At 54.1% G+C, this 17,973-nt stretch carries 18 protein-coding genes; 13 read left to right on the forward strand and 5 right to left on the reverse strand.

Annotation, left to right across the window (positions count from 1 at the left end):
- Positions 1-188: 188 nt before the first annotated feature.
- Together KDM89_RS15955 and KDM89_RS15960 are read left to right on the forward strand one after the other, a co-directional pair.
- Positions 189-1,175 (forward strand): GNAT family N-acetyltransferase, encoded by a 987-nt coding sequence (locus tag KDM89_RS15955; protein WP_212688911.1) that lies wholly within the window; start codon positions 189-191, stop codon positions 1,173-1,175.
- A 103-nt stretch (positions 1,176-1,278) separates the two neighbouring features.
- A complete protein-coding gene (locus tag KDM89_RS15960; protein ID WP_212688912.1) occupies positions 1,279-1,806 on the forward strand; it encodes a hypothetical protein in 528 nt (175 codons plus the stop codon).
- Positions 1,807-1,961: 155 nt separating this feature from the next.
- On the opposite strand, the gene KDM89_RS15965 is transcribed toward KDM89_RS15960, so the two are convergent.
- Positions 1,962-2,315, reverse strand: a complete 354-nt coding sequence (locus KDM89_RS15965; protein ID WP_212688913.1) for a darcynin family protein — start codon at positions 2,313-2,315, stop codon at positions 1,962-1,964.
- 148 nt (positions 2,316-2,463) lie between these two features.
- Between KDM89_RS15965 and KDM89_RS15970 the strand changes: the two genes are divergently transcribed.
- Entirely contained in the window at positions 2,464-3,087 is a 624-nt protein-coding gene (locus KDM89_RS15970) for a TetR/AcrR family transcriptional regulator (RefSeq protein WP_212688914.1), read from the forward strand.
- A 52-nt stretch (positions 3,088-3,139) separates the two neighbouring features.
- Here the strand turns inward: KDM89_RS15970 and KDM89_RS15975 are convergent, their stop codons facing one another.
- Both KDM89_RS15975 and KDM89_RS15980 read right to left on the reverse strand, forming a co-directional pair.
- The gene (locus tag KDM89_RS15975) at positions 3,140-4,189 is read right to left on the reverse strand and encodes an aldo/keto reductase (RefSeq protein WP_212688915.1); all 1,050 of its coding nucleotides are present in this window, start codon (positions 4,187-4,189) and stop codon (positions 3,140-3,142) included.
- A gap of 383 nt (positions 4,190-4,572) precedes the next feature.
- Positions 4,573-4,956, reverse strand: coding sequence for a MerR family transcriptional regulator (locus KDM89_RS15980; protein ID WP_212688916.1), 384 nt, complete (start codon positions 4,954-4,956; stop codon positions 4,573-4,575).
- Positions 4,957-5,236: 280 nt separating this feature from the next.
- Between KDM89_RS15980 and KDM89_RS15985 the strand changes: the two genes are divergently transcribed.
- The 6 genes from KDM89_RS15985 to KDM89_RS16010 all read left to right on the forward strand — a co-directional run bounded on the left by KDM89_RS15985 (position 5,237) and on the right by KDM89_RS16010 (position 10,918).
- On the forward strand, positions 5,237-5,701 hold the full coding sequence (locus KDM89_RS15985) for a DUF2846 domain-containing protein (RefSeq protein ID WP_212688917.1): 465 nt from the start codon (positions 5,237-5,239) through the stop codon (positions 5,699-5,701).
- Between the two features lie 308 nt (positions 5,702-6,009).
- Positions 6,010-7,950: a M66 family metalloprotease gene (locus tag KDM89_RS15990; protein ID WP_212688918.1), complete on the forward strand. Its 1,941-nt coding sequence runs from the start codon at positions 6,010-6,012 to the stop codon at positions 7,948-7,950.
- Positions 7,951-8,240: 290 nt separating this feature from the next.
- Positions 8,241-8,612, forward strand: coding sequence for a BlaI/MecI/CopY family transcriptional regulator (locus tag KDM89_RS15995; RefSeq protein WP_212688919.1), 372 nt, complete (start codon positions 8,241-8,243; stop codon positions 8,610-8,612).
- Positions 8,609-9,877, forward strand: coding sequence for a M56 family metallopeptidase (locus KDM89_RS16000; RefSeq protein ID WP_212688920.1), 1,269 nt, complete (start codon positions 8,609-8,611; stop codon positions 9,875-9,877). The genes KDM89_RS15995 and KDM89_RS16000 overlap by 4 nt, the downstream gene beginning before the upstream one ends.
- Before the next feature lie 127 nt (positions 9,878-10,004).
- On the forward strand, positions 10,005-10,541 hold the full coding sequence (locus tag KDM89_RS16005; protein ID WP_212688921.1) for a hypothetical protein: 537 nt from the start codon (positions 10,005-10,007) through the stop codon (positions 10,539-10,541).
- A 68-nt stretch (positions 10,542-10,609) separates the two neighbouring features.
- Entirely contained in the window at positions 10,610-10,918 is a 309-nt protein-coding gene (locus KDM89_RS16010; protein ID WP_212688922.1) for an isochorismate lyase, read from the forward strand.
- Positions 10,919-10,932: 14 nt separating this feature from the next.
- Here KDM89_RS16010 and KDM89_RS16015 read toward each other — a convergent pair whose 3' ends face one another.
- Positions 10,933-11,835 (reverse strand): LysR family transcriptional regulator, encoded by a 903-nt coding sequence (locus KDM89_RS16015; protein ID WP_212688923.1) that lies wholly within the window; start codon positions 11,833-11,835, stop codon positions 10,933-10,935.
- A gap of 113 nt (positions 11,836-11,948) precedes the next feature.
- Between KDM89_RS16015 and KDM89_RS16020 the strand changes: the two genes are divergently transcribed.
- From KDM89_RS16020 to ubiT, 4 genes are all read left to right on the forward strand, one after another.
- Positions 11,949-13,127, forward strand: a complete 1,179-nt coding sequence (locus KDM89_RS16020) for an agmatine deiminase family protein (RefSeq protein WP_212688924.1) — start codon at positions 11,949-11,951, stop codon at positions 13,125-13,127.
- 384 nt (positions 13,128-13,511) lie between these two features.
- Positions 13,512-14,570, forward strand: coding sequence for a ubiquinone anaerobic biosynthesis protein UbiU (ubiU, locus tag KDM89_RS16025; RefSeq protein WP_212688925.1), 1,059 nt, complete (start codon positions 13,512-13,514; stop codon positions 14,568-14,570).
- Positions 14,571-14,579: 9 nt separating this feature from the next.
- Positions 14,580-15,506, forward strand: coding sequence for a U32 family peptidase (locus tag KDM89_RS16030; protein WP_212688926.1), 927 nt, complete (start codon positions 14,580-14,582; stop codon positions 15,504-15,506).
- Positions 15,506-16,012 (forward strand): ubiquinone anaerobic biosynthesis accessory factor UbiT, encoded by a 507-nt coding sequence (gene ubiT / locus KDM89_RS16035; protein ID WP_212688927.1) that lies wholly within the window; start codon positions 15,506-15,508, stop codon positions 16,010-16,012. Before KDM89_RS16030 ends, ubiT begins: the two co-directional genes overlap by 1 nt.
- A gap of 56 nt (positions 16,013-16,068) precedes the next feature.
- Here the strand turns inward: ubiT and KDM89_RS16040 are convergent, their stop codons facing one another.
- Positions 16,069-17,958, reverse strand: a complete 1,890-nt coding sequence (locus KDM89_RS16040; protein WP_212688928.1) for an AI-2E family transporter — start codon at positions 17,956-17,958, stop codon at positions 16,069-16,071.
- Positions 17,959-17,973 lie beyond the last annotated feature (15 nt).

Consider the following 17,973-nt stretch of genomic DNA (forward strand, 5'->3'; position numbering starts at 1 on the left):
TTCATCAGCCAATGTGCCACAAACCAGCGGCAAGGGGCAAGGAAGGAATGACGACTGCGGCAAGCGCAGATATGCCCGTCGTCTGCACTGCGCTGGTGCCGCACATGCTGCAGACAAAGACGATTTCCCTCCGAAAATCTGATAAATTCCTTTTGTTCAACCTTTAGCCTGCTGAAAAGAAAGCCGCCATGATTACTGTCCGCCCTCTGTTGCCTGACGATGCCGCTGCATTTAAAGCCTTACGCCTGCAGGGTTTGCAGGAAATACCATCGGCATTCGGATCCAGTTATGAAGAAGAATGCGATACGCCGGTGGAAGAACTGGCACGGCGTTTTGCACCGCAAGCGGGGCGCGCACGCTTCGGTGCGTTTGACGGCGCACAACTGATCGGCATTGCAGGCATAGGGCAGGAAGAAAAGCGCAAGCTGGCGCATCGTGTGAATTTATGGGGCATGTATGTGGCGCCGTCGCATCGCGGACGTGGCATCGCACAGCAATTAATGCAGGCAGCCATCACAGCGGCCAGTACACTGCCGGGCGCGCGCCAGTTGCATCTGAGCGTGAATACACGCAATACCAGCGCCGTACACTTGTATCTGCGCACGGGCTTTCAGGCATACGGACAGGATCACGGCGCTTTACTGATCGACGGCGAACTGCACGATGAATATCTGATGCGGCTGGATTTAGCTGCGGCAACGCAGGCCGCTGCAACCAACACCACGCAGCCAGCCACGGCTACATACTCTGTTTTACCGGATGGCTACAGCCTGCTGCACGCAACACCTGCGATTGCAACTTACCTTCATTTACGGCAAGCCTCCGGCTTATCCCCGAAGACCGAAGCTGCGGCCCGCCGTGGCTTACCGCATACCCGATTCGCGGTACAGATCATGCATGACGGCAAACCGGTCGGCATGGGGCGCGTAATTGGTGACGGCGGCTGTTTTTATCAGGTGACCGATATCTGCCTGCTCCCCGCCCACCGCGGCCACGGCCTCGCCAAACACATCATGCAAGCCATCATGGACTATCTGCATCACTACGCACCGGACGGCGCATACGTCAGCCTGATTGCCGATGGCGAAGCCAACAAACTCTACAGCCAGTTCGGTTTTCAGATGACTGCACCGAAGTCGGTGGGGATGGCGATGGTGATCAGGAAATCCACCTGATTCCGGGTTTTATTGCCCCAACGACAGCTTTCTTTTAAACCATTGAGATTTATAAAAACGCTCATTACAATCGCCTGCCCTCTGTTTCGATGTGAAGATACTCATGCTGCGTTCTGTAATGTTCTGTACCAGCTTGCTGGCGACTGTGCCGGTGGCTGCCCAACCTGCTGCACTGACCGGAAAAGCAATACCAGCCGCGCTGTCAGGAAAAATGCTGGATCTGGGTGCCCTGTTACGCGACCAGACAGCGGAAATGCCGGCAAAATCGGTACAAGTGCAAATCGTGCCGGAATTCCAGTTGGCCGTGGTCGTTTTCGCACTCACCGGCTGGGCTGGCGGCGGCAACCATTTCACTAATCATCTCGCCGTATTCAGAACAGAATCCGGCGAAGATGGCACACTGAATTACAGACTCATCGACACGCTGGTGATCGGCGGGAGAGGAACGCGCTCTGTGGACAAACTGCGCGTCGCTGTGCAGCAGGAGCAAGACGGTAACAGCCTGCTTCTGCGCATACCTGCAAAAGCCAATCTGCCCGAAGATTCACCGAATTTCCCGAGTAAACCGATAACACTCACCCTGCGCCTGAAAGATCAGCGCCTGAGCATCCTGTCGCCGAAAACCTCATAAGCAGAGCTGCAGACTATGCAGAAGTCCGCATCCGGCATTTTCAAAAGCCCGGACTTTCTGCCGACGACAGGCAGATCGCTGTGCTGAACACCGCATTTGGGTGCTTTCAGGGCAATGTCAGCGCAGTTTCCGGGTATTCCTGCTCTGGGCACCGTTCAGGCAGTCTGCAGAGCTTCAAACTGGCGAAAACCTTCTTCCAGCGCAGGAATGATGTGAACCAGTTCGAAATACGGTGCGCTGAACAGCGGTGAGTCGCGCAGGATTTCCATCACGCAATGCCATTGCAGCATGTCGCCCGCTTCGCACAGCACGATATCGGAACAGACGCCGCTGAATGCTTCCGCATCGAAGTGCCGCAGGCTGAGCGGCTGCTGTGCGGTTGACAGCGAAAGCGCCTTGCCGAGTGCCGTCGTCGCAATCGTATTGCGCTGCTCGCGCGACAGTTGCAGCCACGCAGGTAAGGCGCGCAGCAAGATAAAAAAGTGTAAGCGGGTATGGGTAACAGACATCAGATTCTCCGGCAGGCTGGTTACACCATTGCGCTGCGCGCAATAGCGGTGGCGAATGCATTGCCATGTCTGTTGCAGAAACAGAGATGTGCATCAGACTGACCTGTCTATAATATGAATGTTTACTCACATTGAATACTCGCATTCCATGGCCGCAGATAAAGCGTCAGCAACACCCGAAAAACCGCGCTTACAAGCACGTAAACAGCCGCTTCAGTCGCGTTCAGCAGCAACGGTTGGCGTGATTCTGGAAGCTGCTGCTCGCATTCTGGAAGAACGCGGGCTGACCGGATTAAATACCAATCTGGTCGCGCAGCGTGCCGGTGTCAGTATCGGCAGTCTGTATCAGTATTTTCCGGGGAAAGAAGCCTTGCTGGCGGCGCTGATACGCGATGCGCGTGCCGGTTTGCTGGAAGCGGTACAACAGATATGCACGCAAGGTGGCTTGCTGTCCACCCAGCTGCGTGTACTGATACGCGCCGCCGTTCATCATCAGTTGCACCGGCCGCAGCTGATGCGTCATCTGGAATACGCAGAGCTGATGCTGCCACTGGATCAGGAAAGCGCCGCGCTGAATGATGCTCTGCTGAATGCACTGCAAGGCGTACTGATGGCGCATGCGGTGCAGGAAGCAGAAGTCACCGCACGCGATCTGATCGCGATCAGCCGAGGCATGATAGACAGCGCCGGACTGGCTGGTGAAAGCGATGCAGCGACACTGGAAAACCGCGTCTGGCGCGCCGTCAGCGGTTATTTGTCCTGTGCTGTCTGATACTGAATCTGGCTCTGATTCTGGTTTCAGTGAAATTTGTTAACCGGAATATTCAGCGATTCACCATCGCCATTACCTGCTCAGGATAACGTGACCCCGCCACTGCTTGCGGTGGAAAAACGGCGTTTAAACGTTGCAGGTCAGCGGCGGACAGCCTGAGCGAAAGCGCCGCCAGATTAGTGGCCAGATTGGCGATGCGACGGGTGCCCGGAATCGGGATGATGTGCTCTCCCTGTGCCAGTACCCAGACCAGTGCCAGTTGCGAAGCCGTGCAGCGATACTGTTCCGCCAGTTGTTCCACCTGCGTGACCAGTTGCAGATTTTTCGTGAAATTCTCACCCTGAAAACGCGGGCTGTGGCGGCGATAGTCGTCTGCATCAAACTGTTCCGGGCTGCGGATGGCGCCGGATAAAAAACCGCGTCCCAGCGGGCTGTAAGCGACGAAGGCAATGCCAAGCTGGCGGCAACATTCCAGTACTGCATCTTCCGGATCGCGCGTCCATAAAGAATATTCACTTTGCACTGCTGTCAAAGGATGCACGGCATGGGCACGGCGTATGGTGTCGGCAGAGGCTTCAGATAAACCGATATAACGGATTTTTCCGGCGTTTACCAGATCAGCCATCGCGCCGACGGTATCTTCTATCGGCACCTGCGGATCCATGCGGTGCAGGTAATACAAATCAATCACTTCTGTTCCGAGACGGCGCAAGCTGCCTTCAACGCTGGTGCGCAAATAGGCGGGGCTGGCATTCACGCCGCGTGACTGCGGTTGCGCCGGATCACGCACGATACCGAACTTACTCGCAATCAGCACTTTGTCACGCTGACCGCGAATCGCACGGCCTAGCAGCTCTTCATTGGTGTAGGGGCCGTACATGTCTGCGGTGTCCAGCATGCTTACGCCGTGATCGATCGCATACTGCAGCGTCGCCAGCGACTGCGCTTCATCGCTGCTGCCGTAAAACTCACTCATGCCCATACAGCCGAGGCCAAGTGCGCCAATCCATGGCCCTTGCCTGCCCAGCTGACGTTGCGGCAGCGGTTGCGGAAGAGAAAGCGGTGAAGCGGAGACAGAATTGCTGAAGTGGTTGGTGTGCATGGCTGATGTCCGTTAAATGAAGTTTCAGAACTAATCCCGCTCCGCAAATTGACAGGCACAGCGCCGCCGTTGATCTGATCCGGCGTTCGCTGGCCCCGCTGAAGCGGGCAGGAACCAGAACTCATTTCATCAATAGCCACGAGTGCGAACGCGAGGTGCCGGGATGCAGTGCGCGGCGTCGTTGCGCGGCACAGGCTGATGCCTGTGCAAGCGACGCAACAAAGCAATGCGCCCGACACCTCCGTTCCCGGAGGGTTTGCCTCATAGCGCACGCTGGACAGCGTTGGACGCGTTGTGAATAGCACCGCTATTCACTGCCTCGCCCGCCTTGCCAGCCCGCGCTATGAGACAAACGCATCTCGCGGGTATTTATGAAATGAGTTCTAAGCCACCGCGTCCTGCAACATACCGTCGTACATCACCAGTTTGGCTTGTAAAACGCGCAGATTATCCTGCAATGCTTCAATGGTTTGCTGCACTTCCTGCGTATGCTGTGCGAGCAAGGCACGGCGGGCAGACATACTTTCCACGGTGTTACCGGCACGCCGCAATTCGGCGTAACGCAGCATCTCGCGCACCGGCAAGCCGGTTGATTTCAGCTTCAGCAAAAACTGTATCCAGGTCAGATCCTGCTGACTGTATAAGCGATGGCTGTTATCGCGCCGCCCCACCGGATCCAGCAAACCGATACGTTCGTAATAACGCAGTGTATGGGTCGTCAGTCCGGTCAGCGCAGCGGCATCCCGTATGGTCAGAAAGTGTGTCATGGCAGGCAGTCTAGAAGTTGGAGTGCGCTCTAAGTCAAGCGCAGATATTTTATTAAGTACAGCTTCAAAGGTACACAGGCGCTGTATAAGGAAATTTGTATATTCATTCCAATACCACTTGGAATCATTTGTTTTAAATCACCAACAATCTGTCTTTTTGATCAGAATCTTTTTGATACAATCCTTGCCTGGCGGAATTAAATTGTTTACTAAGTTTTTCTGCTAAGTGTGCCTGAGCGAAGTGGCTCAGTTTATTTTCTTCTAAATTCGTCTTCAATATATGAAACTTGCTTCTTTACTGGCAATGGGTGCCGTTGTTCTGATGACTGGCTGCGCATCCGTTGATATGGCATCTAAAGCTGAATCCGCAAAAGCCAAAGAATTTGCTACACCGACACAAGGTAAATCCGGTGTCTATATTTACCGTGACAGCTTCGTTGGTAAGGCACTCAAAAAAGATATCTGGATTGATGGAAAATGCGTTGGCGAAAGCGCTCCTGATGTCTTCTTTTACACCGAAGTCGACGGCGATAAAACACATAAAGTTGAAACACAGTCAGAGTTTTCTCCAAATGGCTTCGATCTGATGTTCCAGGCTGGTAAAAATTACTTTATCCGCCAGTACATTAAAATGGGTCTGGTCGTCGGCGGCGCAGACTTAGAGCAAGTGACCGAAGAACAAGGCAAGATTGCCGTTTCCAAACTGGAATTGGCAAAAGCCGGCAAATGTAGTGCCGCACGATAACAACAAGTAGTTTTGTCACAGACAAGTGTTGATACAAGCCATCAACACTTGTTTCAGTAAATTTCTGCTGATCGCTTTTTTGTACCCGTCAGCCAGCCCCGGTATCACCGCCCCTCATCACCCCTGATCGCCTGCGCCCCCCTCGCTTCCGGCAAGCCACATGCACATGCATGTTTGCCCTGTTGTCATTTTTGCGTCACCGGAATCCGACACAAATTTATCCGTTCATCACTACTGCACCAAAGGACAATATCAGCACAGCGTTTCTGTTTTTATGATTCCCTCACACTTACTTGGGGGAAACAACAATGAAACCACTTTCTGACTGGTCTGCAATCTTGCATACCATTCGTACAACATCGGTATTGTCCGCATCGGCTGCCGCTATTTTGTTATCCGCCTGTGGTGGCGGAGGCGGCGGTGATTCCGGCAGCAGCAGTGGTTCCGGCAATAACAATACCAGTCAGACTTCCCAGCCTGCACTTGGCATCAGCAAACTGGAACTGGCGCAGACGCATGTCATTCCCGCTGCGGGACTGAGCTGGCAAACCAAAGACGCGCCGCAAATGCTGATTGCCGGTCAGCGTGACACGCTGTTGCTGGTGCGTTTTGCGCAGACAGATGTCAGTGCGCCGGTGGCGGAAATCTGGAATGGTCAGCAACTGTTGGGCAAGCTGACGCTGAATCCGCCGTTGCAATTGCCGCCGAGTGAAGGTGCGGACAGTCCTTACGCCAGCGATACCTGGTCAGTCACCGTCCCTGCAGCGATGATCAGTCCTGGTATGCGTGTGCGTTTTATCGCTGGCAATTACAGTGTCAGCAGCGACAATCCGGTGGCGGTCGGGCCGGATACGGATTTAACGGTGCAGATTCTGCCGTTTGTATTGTTTGGTGCGACAGAAGCCAATACCGGTCTGAACTTCAGTCAGGAACGTCTGCTGAATCTGGACAGCACTTTGCAGAAAGAAGGCGCCGCCACTTTTCCGGCGTCGCGGACTGTGTTCAGCAACCATCCGGTGGGTATGTTTCAGAGCGATTTTCTGGTGATTCCACCGAATAACAATCAGCCGGCGCGGGTTGCCACCTCAAAAAGCGATATTCAGGATACGGGTTTTCTGGTGGGGATCGTCAACGATTTGCTGTACCGGATCAATATCGCCAGCGGCGATGCCGGTCTGAATAAACTCAGTTATGCATCGGTGATTGCGGTAGATAACACCAGTACCAACAGCAATAAACTGAGCTGGATCGGTAACGGCGTCAGTCTGGTCGGCTCGGGTAGCGGTACCGGCGGTAACAGTATCGGTTTTCTGTTGCACGAAGGCGGGCACGGCATGGGGCTTGGTCATTCCGCTGGTGAGTCCTTAGAAAATCCGGCTTACTATCCCTATCAGCGCGGCTCGCTGAAAGGCTCGGCCTGGGCTTACAACGATGCGCGTAAGCAGTTACGCAGTCCGCTGATGCCAAAAACCGCGCCGGATTTCAATGGTTGCGCAGCCAAGGGCTATGTATCGGATGATGGTCAGCGCTGCTACCGCATGGACCCGATGGATCATGCCGATGATGGGTTTGATCCGTCCTACCGGTTCTCCATTTATTCCGATTACAACGCGGCACGCATCCAGCGCTGGATTGCTGAGCGCGTCAAAATCGATAACAGCTCGCCGACCAAATTGGCTGCATGGGATAAAACCACGCAAAAATGGTTACCGTACACACCGAAGACTGAACAATCCGGCGCATGGGGGCTGAACGGCAATTTGCCGGTGACGCTGCAAACACCTATGGCACAAATTGCACTGACCTACAGCAATGCCGGGACAGCGGGTGCATCGCGTTTTTACCCGCCAGTGATTGCTGTCGCCAATGCGAGTGAAACGATAGACCCGACCAATCCCGCGCAGCTGGCAAAAATCTATCCGTACAATCTGAACGGCCAGACACCGCCTTATACCTGGTATTGCCATGGCTCCGGCTGCGATTTCACCGTCAGAGTCAGCTTCTCCGATGGCAGTCAGCAATACCGCGTACTGCAAGGCGGATTCCGGCAAATGTCTGCACCGGAAACCTACCGCGCGGAAGCAAAGAATCCCAACAGCCGCGACAGCTTTGAAATGTGGGCACTGAACGTCCCTGCACCGGCCAACAGCAAAGTCGTAAGACTGGAATTGCTGGATACGCCAAAAGTCTGGTCGATGAGCAGCGCGCAAATCCGTTCCGCACCGGTTCTGATCTCCGCAACATACTGATTCCCGCCACCATGCCTGTGCAGAACTCCGCATCAGGCATTTCCGAAAGCCCGGACTTTCTGCCGACGTCCGGGCTTTTGCCATGCTGAAATCCGCATTTGGGCTGTTTTGTGTGCCTGTACGGCAACTGGCGGGCAAACCGGTTGCCTGACTTCCGTGCCGGTCAGCGATGCGCGGTACGCGTACTGGACTTTCACCCGTTCTGGTTTTTGCAACATGTGGCAGATCGTGCTTGACTTCATCATTTACACGTGTAATCGTTTACGCATGTAAATGAACCGGAGTGTCACATGGATCAGACCAGTATCAGTGAAGCGGAAGCGCTGATTATGCAATTGCTGTGGGAAAACCATCCGCGCAGCGCGGAAGAAATTTGTCAGGCTTTATGTGAACAGCAGCAATGGCAGGTATCCACCGTCAAAACCCTGCTGAATCGTTTGCTGAACAAAGGTGCGATTCGCGCAGATAAGCAAAGCCGATATTTTTTATACAGTCCGGTGCTGCAAAAAGAAGTCTGGCTACAGCAGGAAAGTCAGGGATTTCTGAATCGTTTATTTCAGGGGCGGCTGGCACCGCTGGTTGCGCATTTCAGCCAGCAACAGAATTTGTCGGCACAAGACATCGCCGATATTAAAAAAATTATTCAGGAACTGGAAAAATGAGTACCGGCTTTTCCATGTCGGTCTGGCTGCTGACCAATGCGACGATTGCGCTGACTTTTGCACTGTTCACGGTGGCAATACTCAGACGCGTTTTGCGGCCGGTATTCGCGCCGACCGGCATTTACGCTTGCTGGGCATTGCTGCCACTATCGCTGCTCAGTGTTTTTCTGCCGCATAAACCAACCGGTGTTCAGATGGCTGAACCAGCGACAAATCTCAGCAGTGATTCTGTCGCAACCGTACTCAGCCAGAGCGCCACATCCATGACGCTCAGCGACAGCACCATCCTGTGGCTATGGGCTACCGGTGCAATCTGCACGCTGGCCTTCATGGTATTTGCGCAGTACCGCTATCAGCGCCGCTTGGGAAAACTGACCGCACATCAGGCTTACTGGTGCGCCAGTCGTACAGGTATCAGCCCTGCACTGACCGGCGTGCTGCATCCGCGCATTATTGTCCCGGCGGATTTTACTGAGCATTACAACAGCAGTGAACAAACGCTGATACTGGCGCATGAACAGCAGCATCTGAAACATGGCGATCACTGGTGGAATTTACTCGTGCTGTTGCTGCATACGGTGTTCTGGTTTCATCCGCTGCTGCCAATGGCAAAACGCTGGTTTCGCAGCGATCAGGAAATCGCTTGCGATGCGGCTGTTGTCGGTCGCCATCCACAACACACGGCTGCTTACATCGCCACCATGCTGAAAACCACCTTGCAAGGACAGGCAGTGCCACTGGCCTGTACCTGGCAATCCCACCACCCACTGAAGGAGAGAGTTATGCGCATTCAACAAGCACGTCAGCACCGTTATCGCCGTCCACTGGCCAGCATTCTGATTGCCACCGGTTTTGCCGCCTGTGCAGCACTGAGCTGGGCCAGCCAGACTACCGCACCGCTTACGCAAGCGGTGGCTGATCAAACTCCGTCCAGCGGAAAAGTACGATATATGATCAGCAATACTGTCGTTCTGAATGGCAATCGCTATCAGCCGAAAATCATGCTGGCAGATGGTGATACAGGCAGTATTCGTATTGAAGATAAGCAATCGCAGTGGGAAATTGTGATGAAGGTCAGCGCAGTGCCGGACAGCGGAAATCCGGGAAAGGTACAAGCCAGTATGGTGGTGAATAAAGATGGTAAGCAGGTTGTAAAAGTCCCGAAACTGATCAGCAGCCTCAACAAAACCATGACGATAGAACACAGCAGCGATCCGAAAACGGATGATGTGCGTATCGAATCTCTGGTGGCGCAAGCCAGCTGAATTCCGGCGTGCCGCGGTGTTGCAGTGTTGCGGTGTTGCGCTTTCACTATCTGACGCAGCCGGCGTTGCGGAATCTCCGGTTCCGCGCCAGACTGTTCTTCTGAATTTTCCCGGAAAGAGCCGCAACATGAAACGCACTAAACCACTGACCGCTGTACTCAGCCTGCTGTTGTTGCTGATGGCAAACCAGGCAGCTGCGCTTGACGACAGACAGTCCGTTACAGATGAGAAAGCAGCGGTCAGTGAAGTACCGGCAAATCCGCTACCGGAAGAATCTGAAATGCCCTGCGATCCGGATGGCATGTGCAGCGACCCGTGCAAATATTTCGGCAAAACGGCGGTATTTGCGTGGAAAGGAAGCGGAGCACTATTGCAATACAAAGGAAAAATTCAATTTTTAACTGAGGTCAGAAAAGTTGCGGTGCGCAGTATTCAGCATCTGACTGACGTTCCCGGCGGCAGCGAACGCCTTGATTTTGTCAGCGGCAAGCTTCGTATCAGCCTGACTACGACGACCATCTCCACCACCTGCTATGACAAAGACCGGCGCGGCCGCTGGCGCTCTCTGGATACATGCTGTTTCGCAGAGCAACGACTGACGCTGGTTATTCATGACGGAAAACAAACAACGCGCTTAAAAACCACAGCAGATTATGGTTGTTAAGCACAGGACATCCGTTTGCAATAAATCTCCGTTATGCTTATATGGTTATCGAATAAACAATAGCCATCATGACCAGCCTGACGCCACAAGCCTGTACCGGCCTCGATGATATCCGTGCCGAAATTGACCAGATCGATCAGGCCATGATTCGCCTGATCGGTACCCGCCGCCAGTATGTGCTGGCAGCAACCCGTTTCAAAACCGATGCCACGGCGGTCAGCGCACCGGAGCGTGTCAAAACCATGCTGGAAAAACGCCGCCAGTGGGCAACGGAAAATGGCGTACAGCCGGATCTGATCGAAAAACTGTATTCCGATCTGGTACACCATTTCATGAAGGAAGAAATGCAACACTGGCAGGCAACACAGGGACGCTGAGTCGCTGTTCCCGATCAGCTCGGCACAAACGCAGGCGCGGCCAGCGTCTGCGCAAATTCACAAATCGCATCATGGCATTGCCGCACCAGCGGATCGCGGGTGTCTCCCTGCTTACGTGCAATCCACCAGGTCTTTCCGGGCAGCGAAGGCAAATCTGCCCTGTGTACCAGTTGTCCCTGCTGCAGCAAATGCCAGCAAGTGCTGAGCGGTAACAAGGCCAGCGTCTGCCCCTGCAGCACCCGCTGTAAAACCAGTCGTTCGTCATCACAAATCATGCTGCGCGGAAATTTCCCCAGCGCCTGCATCAGCACATCACCACAAACCGGGTCTGAAAAACTTTGCTCCAGACAAACCAGCGTCAGTGGCTGCGGGCTGGTACCTTCTGTCGCGTTCAGCGTGGCGGACTCTTCAGCGCGGGTGACGACAATCCACTGATCCTGAAACAGAATTTGCGACTGCGTATCCGCCTGCTGCAGCGGGGTATCGCTGATCAGTAAGTCCACATCCAGCTCATCAATAAAACGCGCGCTTTCATCGACAGAAATCACCGGCAACAAACCCGTCAGCGTTTTCTGCATGGCGGTGACAGCTGGCTGCAACCAGCCCTGCGCCGCAGCAGCGGGACACACGACCGTCACCAGTCCCGGTGCCAGATACGTGGAAATACGCCGGATTCCGTTTTCCAGTCCGTGCAAGGAAGTCTGCACGGTGCGCAGCAAAGCCTGCCCTGCCACTGTCAGCTCCACACCGCGCCCGACGCGATGAAACAAGGGCTGCCCCAGTTCCTGCTCCAGTTGCTGTATCTGATGACTGATCGCAGACTGCGACAGATTCAGTTCTTCTGCAGCACGGGAAAAATGCCCGAGACGGGCAGCAGCTTCAAAGCCGGCCAGCAAGCGTAAAGAAGGTAAGCGCATCACAAACCATAAGAAAAAATGATGAATTACTGCAGATAATATCAATTTTCCTCATCTGAGTGACGAACTACACTGCTTGCATCCCGTTTTGATCTTCTTCGCAAGGAATCTGCATGACAAACGCAAGCCAACTCCTCACCCGTCGCCGCTTCTTACACCGCTGCGCTGCGTTCAGCGCATTCTCGGTCACACCGGGCTTACTCAGCGCCTGCGGTGGCTCTGCTGGCGGCGACACCGCCGGTGGCAATCCGGATCAGAGCAGCGGCGGAGAACCGCAAAAACCGGACGCTGTTGTCTGGAACTGGCCGGATGAAGGCACAGCGCACGCAGTGAGCTGGATGAGCTTTCAGGTTTCTGCAGCAATCTGGGGCCGCGATATGGTGGCGCCGGTACAGGAAGCGCTGGCACGCATCGCTAATGCCATCATTGCATTTGAACCGCTGAATGTGATTGTGGCACCGGAAAACATGGCACGCGCCCGTGCGCTGCTGGACGCCAGAATCCGGTTGGTCAGCGGCGCTGCCGATGATTTATGGATACGTGATACAGGATGCATCACGGTACGCAATGCGCAAGGCGAAAAACGTGCGATCAGCTTCAATTTCAATGGCTGGGGCAATAAGCAGGCATACAGCCGCGATGCGACGGTGGCACAGCAAATGAGCCAGCAACAAGCAGTCAATCTGGTACGCAGTCGTCTGGTGCTGGAAGGCGGCGCATTAGAATCGGATGGCGAAGGCACGGCCATCATCACCGAAAGCTGTGTGCTGAACGCCAACCGCAACCCCGGCTGGGCAAAAGCTGCTGTCGAAGCGGAACTGAAAGCGACGCTGGGATTCAGTAAAATCATCTGGCTGCCGGGCATTGCAGGCAAGGATATTACTGATGGTCACACCGATTTCTACGCACGCTTTGTGAAACCCGGCGTGGTGCTGGCAAATCTGGAAACTGATCCGGGACATTTTGATTATGCTGTCACGCGCAAACATCTGGATCTGCTGCGTAACGCCACCGATGCGAAAGGTCGCAGCTTGCAAATCACGACGCTGAGCCCACCGGCACAGACACGACCTGAGTTTGCCGGAAAAGATTTTGCTGCAGGTTATATCAACTTTTATCTGGTCAATGGCGGCGTACTGTGTCCGGAATTCGGCGATACCGCCGCCGATAATCAGGCACGCCGGACGCTGACGACGATGTATCCGGACCGGAAAATTGTCATGCTGAATATCGATGCGATCGCGGCCGGTGGCGGCGGTATTCACTGCTCAACTATGCATCAGTGCGTGTGAACCAACCATCCATTTGACAATCGTAAGTGAAAAATATGCCGGATACTATAAATAGAACCCGTTTCATCAATATCCGGCGTTTATAAATCAGTTTATTTTGTAAACAGAACAAGTCGGATGACATCAGAACATCCTACTGTCATCCTGCCCCTTACCTTGCAACGGCGATTAGCTGACAAGGTGACAGCCTTACACCGGCCCGATATTTCCGCTATGTCCGGCATCAGGCAAGGCCGCTTTAAATCATCTGAATTCATTGATGTCCGTTAAGGATAAGCGTTTCGAAAAGGGCTATCTTGGCCTGCGTTTTGCGGGGGAAATCTGTCCATAGTTACAAAGGGCAGTCATTTAAATTACCTGCTACTTCTTCTGAAACGGACAGAAATGAATGCTTTCGCGGGGACATCGCCGGCTGCCGGTCATGATGCAGCTAACACTTTCCGTATTCCTGAACTGGTTTGCCCGGCGGGCAGCCTCGCTGCGCTGAAAGCGGCGGTGGATCACGGTGCGGATTGCGTCTATATCGGATTCAGGGATGCGACCAACGCCCGCAATTTTGCCGGGCTGAACTTTGACGACGCATCCGTCATGCAGGGCATACGTTATGCCCACGCCAGAGGCAAAAAAGTGCTGATCGCACTGAATACTTTCCCTCAGCCCGGACATCATCTGCCTTGGTATCAGGCAATTGATAAAGCAGCGGGGATGGGCGTTGATGCCGTGATTCTGGCGGATCTGGGTCTGATGGCGTATGCGGCCGAACGCCACCCGCAACTGCGTCTGCATTTATCGGTGCAGGGATCAGCCACCAATCATGAGGCGATCCGTTTTTATCAGCGCGAATTTGGTGTGTCGCGCGCGGTGCTGCCAAGAGTATTAGCGATTGAACAAGTGGAACATGTCGTCAGGAATGCCAATACAGAAATTGAAGTGTTTGGTTTCGGCAGTCTGTGCGTCATGGCCGAGGGAAGATGCGCGCTGTCATCCTATGCCACCGCAGAATCGCCGAACACCCACGGTGTCTGTTCGCCTGCCAAGGCAGTGCGCTGGATGCAGACGCCACAGGGGCTGGAATCGCGCCTCGGCGGCGTGCTGATTGACCGCTACAACGATCAGGAGCAAAGCAGTTACCCGACTTTGTGCAAGGGCCGGTTTGAAGTCAATCACGAAACCTATTATGCAATGGAAGAACCAGCCAGCCTGAATACGCTGGACCTGTTACCACGACTGATGCAAATGGGGATTGCCGCTATCAAAATCGAAGGCCGCCAGCGCAGCCCGGCTTATGTGGCCGATGTGACACGGGTATGGCGTGAAGCGATTGATCAGTGCGCCGGCGCGGCGAATCGCTATTCAGTACGCCCTCAATGGATGCAGCAGTTAAACCGTCTGGCCGAAGGTCAGCAACATACGCTCGGTGCTTATCACCGTGCCTGGAAGTGAGGAAATGCCATGCTGAAACTAGCTCTGGGTCCGTTGCTGTACTACTGGGAACGCGAACGCGTGTTTGCTTTTTACGAACAGATGGCAGACAGCTGTCCAGAGATTATTTATCTCGGTGAAACCGTCTGTTCGCGCCGCCATGAAATGAAACATGCAGACTGGTTGCAAATCGCCGCAATGCTGCAGGAACATGGCAAACAAGTCGTACTGTCCACGCAGGTATTACTGGAATCGATGGCAGATGTGAAAGCCATGCACCGTGTTCTTGGCAGCGGCGCAGCGCTGGTCGAAGTCAATGATATGGGTGCGCTGTCCTGTGCGGCGGAGCAAGGCTTGGCGTTTGTCGCAGGCCCGCATTTAAATGCCTTCAGTACGCCGGTGCTTGCACAGTTTGCCAAACGCGGCGCTGTGCGCTGGGTGATGCCGCTGGAACTGGGGCGACAGGCGCTGCAAGCCATGCAGAAAGGCAAACCCGCCGGACTGGAAACCGAAGTATTCGCATATGGCCGTATGCCGCTGGCGTTTTCCGCCCGTTGCTTTACTGCGCGTCATCACAATCTGCCGAAAGATCAGTGCGATTTTGTATGCGGTCAGTATCCGGATGGTCTGGCTTTACAAACGCGTGAACAGCAGGACTTTCTGAATCTGAATGGCATACAAACGCAATCGCATGCTGTGTGTAACCTGTTGCCGCATATGGCAGAACTGGTCGCCATGGATGTGGATGTGCTGCGTATCAGTCCGCAGTCACAACATACCGGTGATATTCTGCAAGCCTTTGATGCAGCACGCCGCCAGCCGGAACAGGCAATAACGCTTGCTGCGCACTTACCTGCAATGATGCCCGGTGCAAGCTGCAACGGATACTGGGTAGGTCAGGCGGGCATGCAACAGCACAATGCGCTTTCTCATTTCCATTCTGCAGGAGTTAACTGATGCATCCATCCGGTTTTACCGCACAGGCGGCACTGCGCAAAACCGCAAGCGGCCCGCGCATTCCTTCCCCTGTCAGCGCAATGCTGGCACGTCTGCCGGTATTCCCCGGCTCACTGCTGTTCGTACAGGGTTTGAATCAGTTGTTATTGCCTGCCGTTGCCGAAGATTGTCGCGCAGCGCTGGTGCAACGCAGCTTCAGGATTGAAGTGGCCGATGCGGGAATTGCATTTCACTATACCTTCGACGGCAAACGCTTCCGTGCAACCCATGCCGTGCCGGAACCGGATTTATGCATCCGTGCCAGCGCCTGGGATTTTCATTTGCTGATGCAAAAGACTGAGGATGCAGACACCTTGTTTTTCTCGCGCCGCTTAACCATGACTGGCGATACCGAACTGGGGGTGCTGATCAAAAATACGCTGGATGCGCTGGAATTACCTGAAGTACTGCCCGCGCCGTTACGCCGTTTGCTGCAGCCTCAGCATCACAATCCGTCGGCAATGTAAATTTTTATCACAACAAAAAAGCGGAGCATCGCTCCGCTTTTTTTATTCTGTGAATTTCAGCGATGATGCTGCTGCCCTTCTGCAATCTTCATTCCGATACGCACACTGGTCGCAATTTCCTGATACGAACGGAATTGCTGTACGTAAGCAATTTTGCGTTCCTGCGCGCGGTGGCGCTGATCAAACACGTTTTGTACCAGTAAAGCCAGCAGACAAACGTCCGGCAATTTTTCACGCATCACATCTGCCAGCGCAAACAATTCCTGCGCCTTCTGTTCATTGTCTGCCGCCACAAAGCAAATCGCCGCTACCAGATCGCTCGGTACATCCACCGGCGGATTCAGCAAATCTTCTGCCAGTACATGGCGTGCATCGACGTGATCTGCCCGCAATACCCGCACCAGAATTTCTGCTGCCAGTTCATCGCCCTGCGCGCCGACACCAACCACCAGCACCACCGATCCCGGCGGTACATCAATCGGGCCCTGATACTCGCCATGCAGCGCTTCGCGCTGATGGATCAGATGGCGTGCCAGCGTTTCACCATCCAGCACCGAGCTGCGGCGCTTGCGTATCCACGCTGGCTTACAACCTTCCAGTGAAATCAGTACCGACGCAATCGCACCACCGACTTTCACCCGTTCATCGTCAGTAATCGCACGTTCTGCAAAATCAATTTGCGCCAGATTCAGCGCAGGTACCAGCACGGTATCGCAGTATTCAGCAACCGATTTACGGCGGATAAAACGTTGCGCGCCTTCAATCAGTTCGTCAGAATCACCTGCCAGTACGCGCTGATAAAATTTTTCAGGCAGAGTCAGGGCAGTGACTTCACCGAGCAGAATTTCGAGGAATTTCAGAGACGGGATATAACGCCCTGCTACTACCAGACACAGGGTCAGCGGCGTCGATAACACCAGCCCGACCGGTCCCCACAGCCAGTTCCAGAACACCGCTGCCAGCACCACGGACAATGGCGATAAACCCGTGGTATGGCCATACAACTGCGGCTCCACCACTTGCGAAACAATCAGTTCGATGACGATAAAAATCACCAGCGTGGTAATCGCCAGTTCCCATCCGGGTGAAATCGCAAAGGCTAGTAAAGTCGCCAGACCCGCTGCCATCCACGCGCCGATATAAGGAATAAATCGCAGCAAAGCCGTCATCACACCCCACAGCACAGCCTGCGGCACACCGGCAATTGCCAATGCCAGTCCAATGGCCAGACCGCAGGCACCATTCACTGCAAACTGCGAAATGAAGAACCGCGACAAGCGGGTTCCGGCATCGTTAACTGCAATGGTGGTGGCGCGCAGATTATCGTTGCCAATCAGGCGGATAAAACGATCACGCAGCGATTCGTGTTCCAGCAACACAAATACCAGCATCACGAACACCAGCCCCGTGGTTTCAATCGGACCGGTGATCGAACTGAGAATTTTAGATACCAGTTCCAGCGGCGTCGGGGCTGGCTGATGGACTTCTACCGGAATCGGTTTTCCATTGACCGGCGCGGGAAGACTGGACACCGTCGATTTGTCGTCAGCCTCATCATCCTTGCGTGGTAATCCCTGCATCACCAGATCCGCTTTACCGGTCACGCTGTGTAATTTCTCCAGCGTAATCTGGTTAATAGTGCGCAGTTTGTCGCGGATGGTCGTTTCGTATTGCGGCAGGCTGGAAGCCAGTTTGATCACTTGCCCGCCCAGCACCATGCCCGCCACAGAAATAGCTGCGGTGAATATCGTCACAGTCAGCAGCACCGATATCGTGGCACCAACGCCGACATGGCGTAGCCGCCGCACTGCCGGAGCCAGCAGGAAAGATAAAATCACCGATAAAGTTACCGGAATCAGAATTTCCCGGCCAAAGTACAGAAAGAATAAAACGATCGCAGCACTGATCAGTTGCAATGCGCGTCGCAGAGGTTGGTTTTCAGTCATTGTTCAGAATTGCCA

It is taken from the genome of Cognatundibacterium luofuense, from assembly GCF_018139685.1.
Lineage (GTDB): Bacteria > Pseudomonadota > Gammaproteobacteria > Burkholderiales > Burkholderiaceae_D > Undibacterium > Undibacterium luofuense.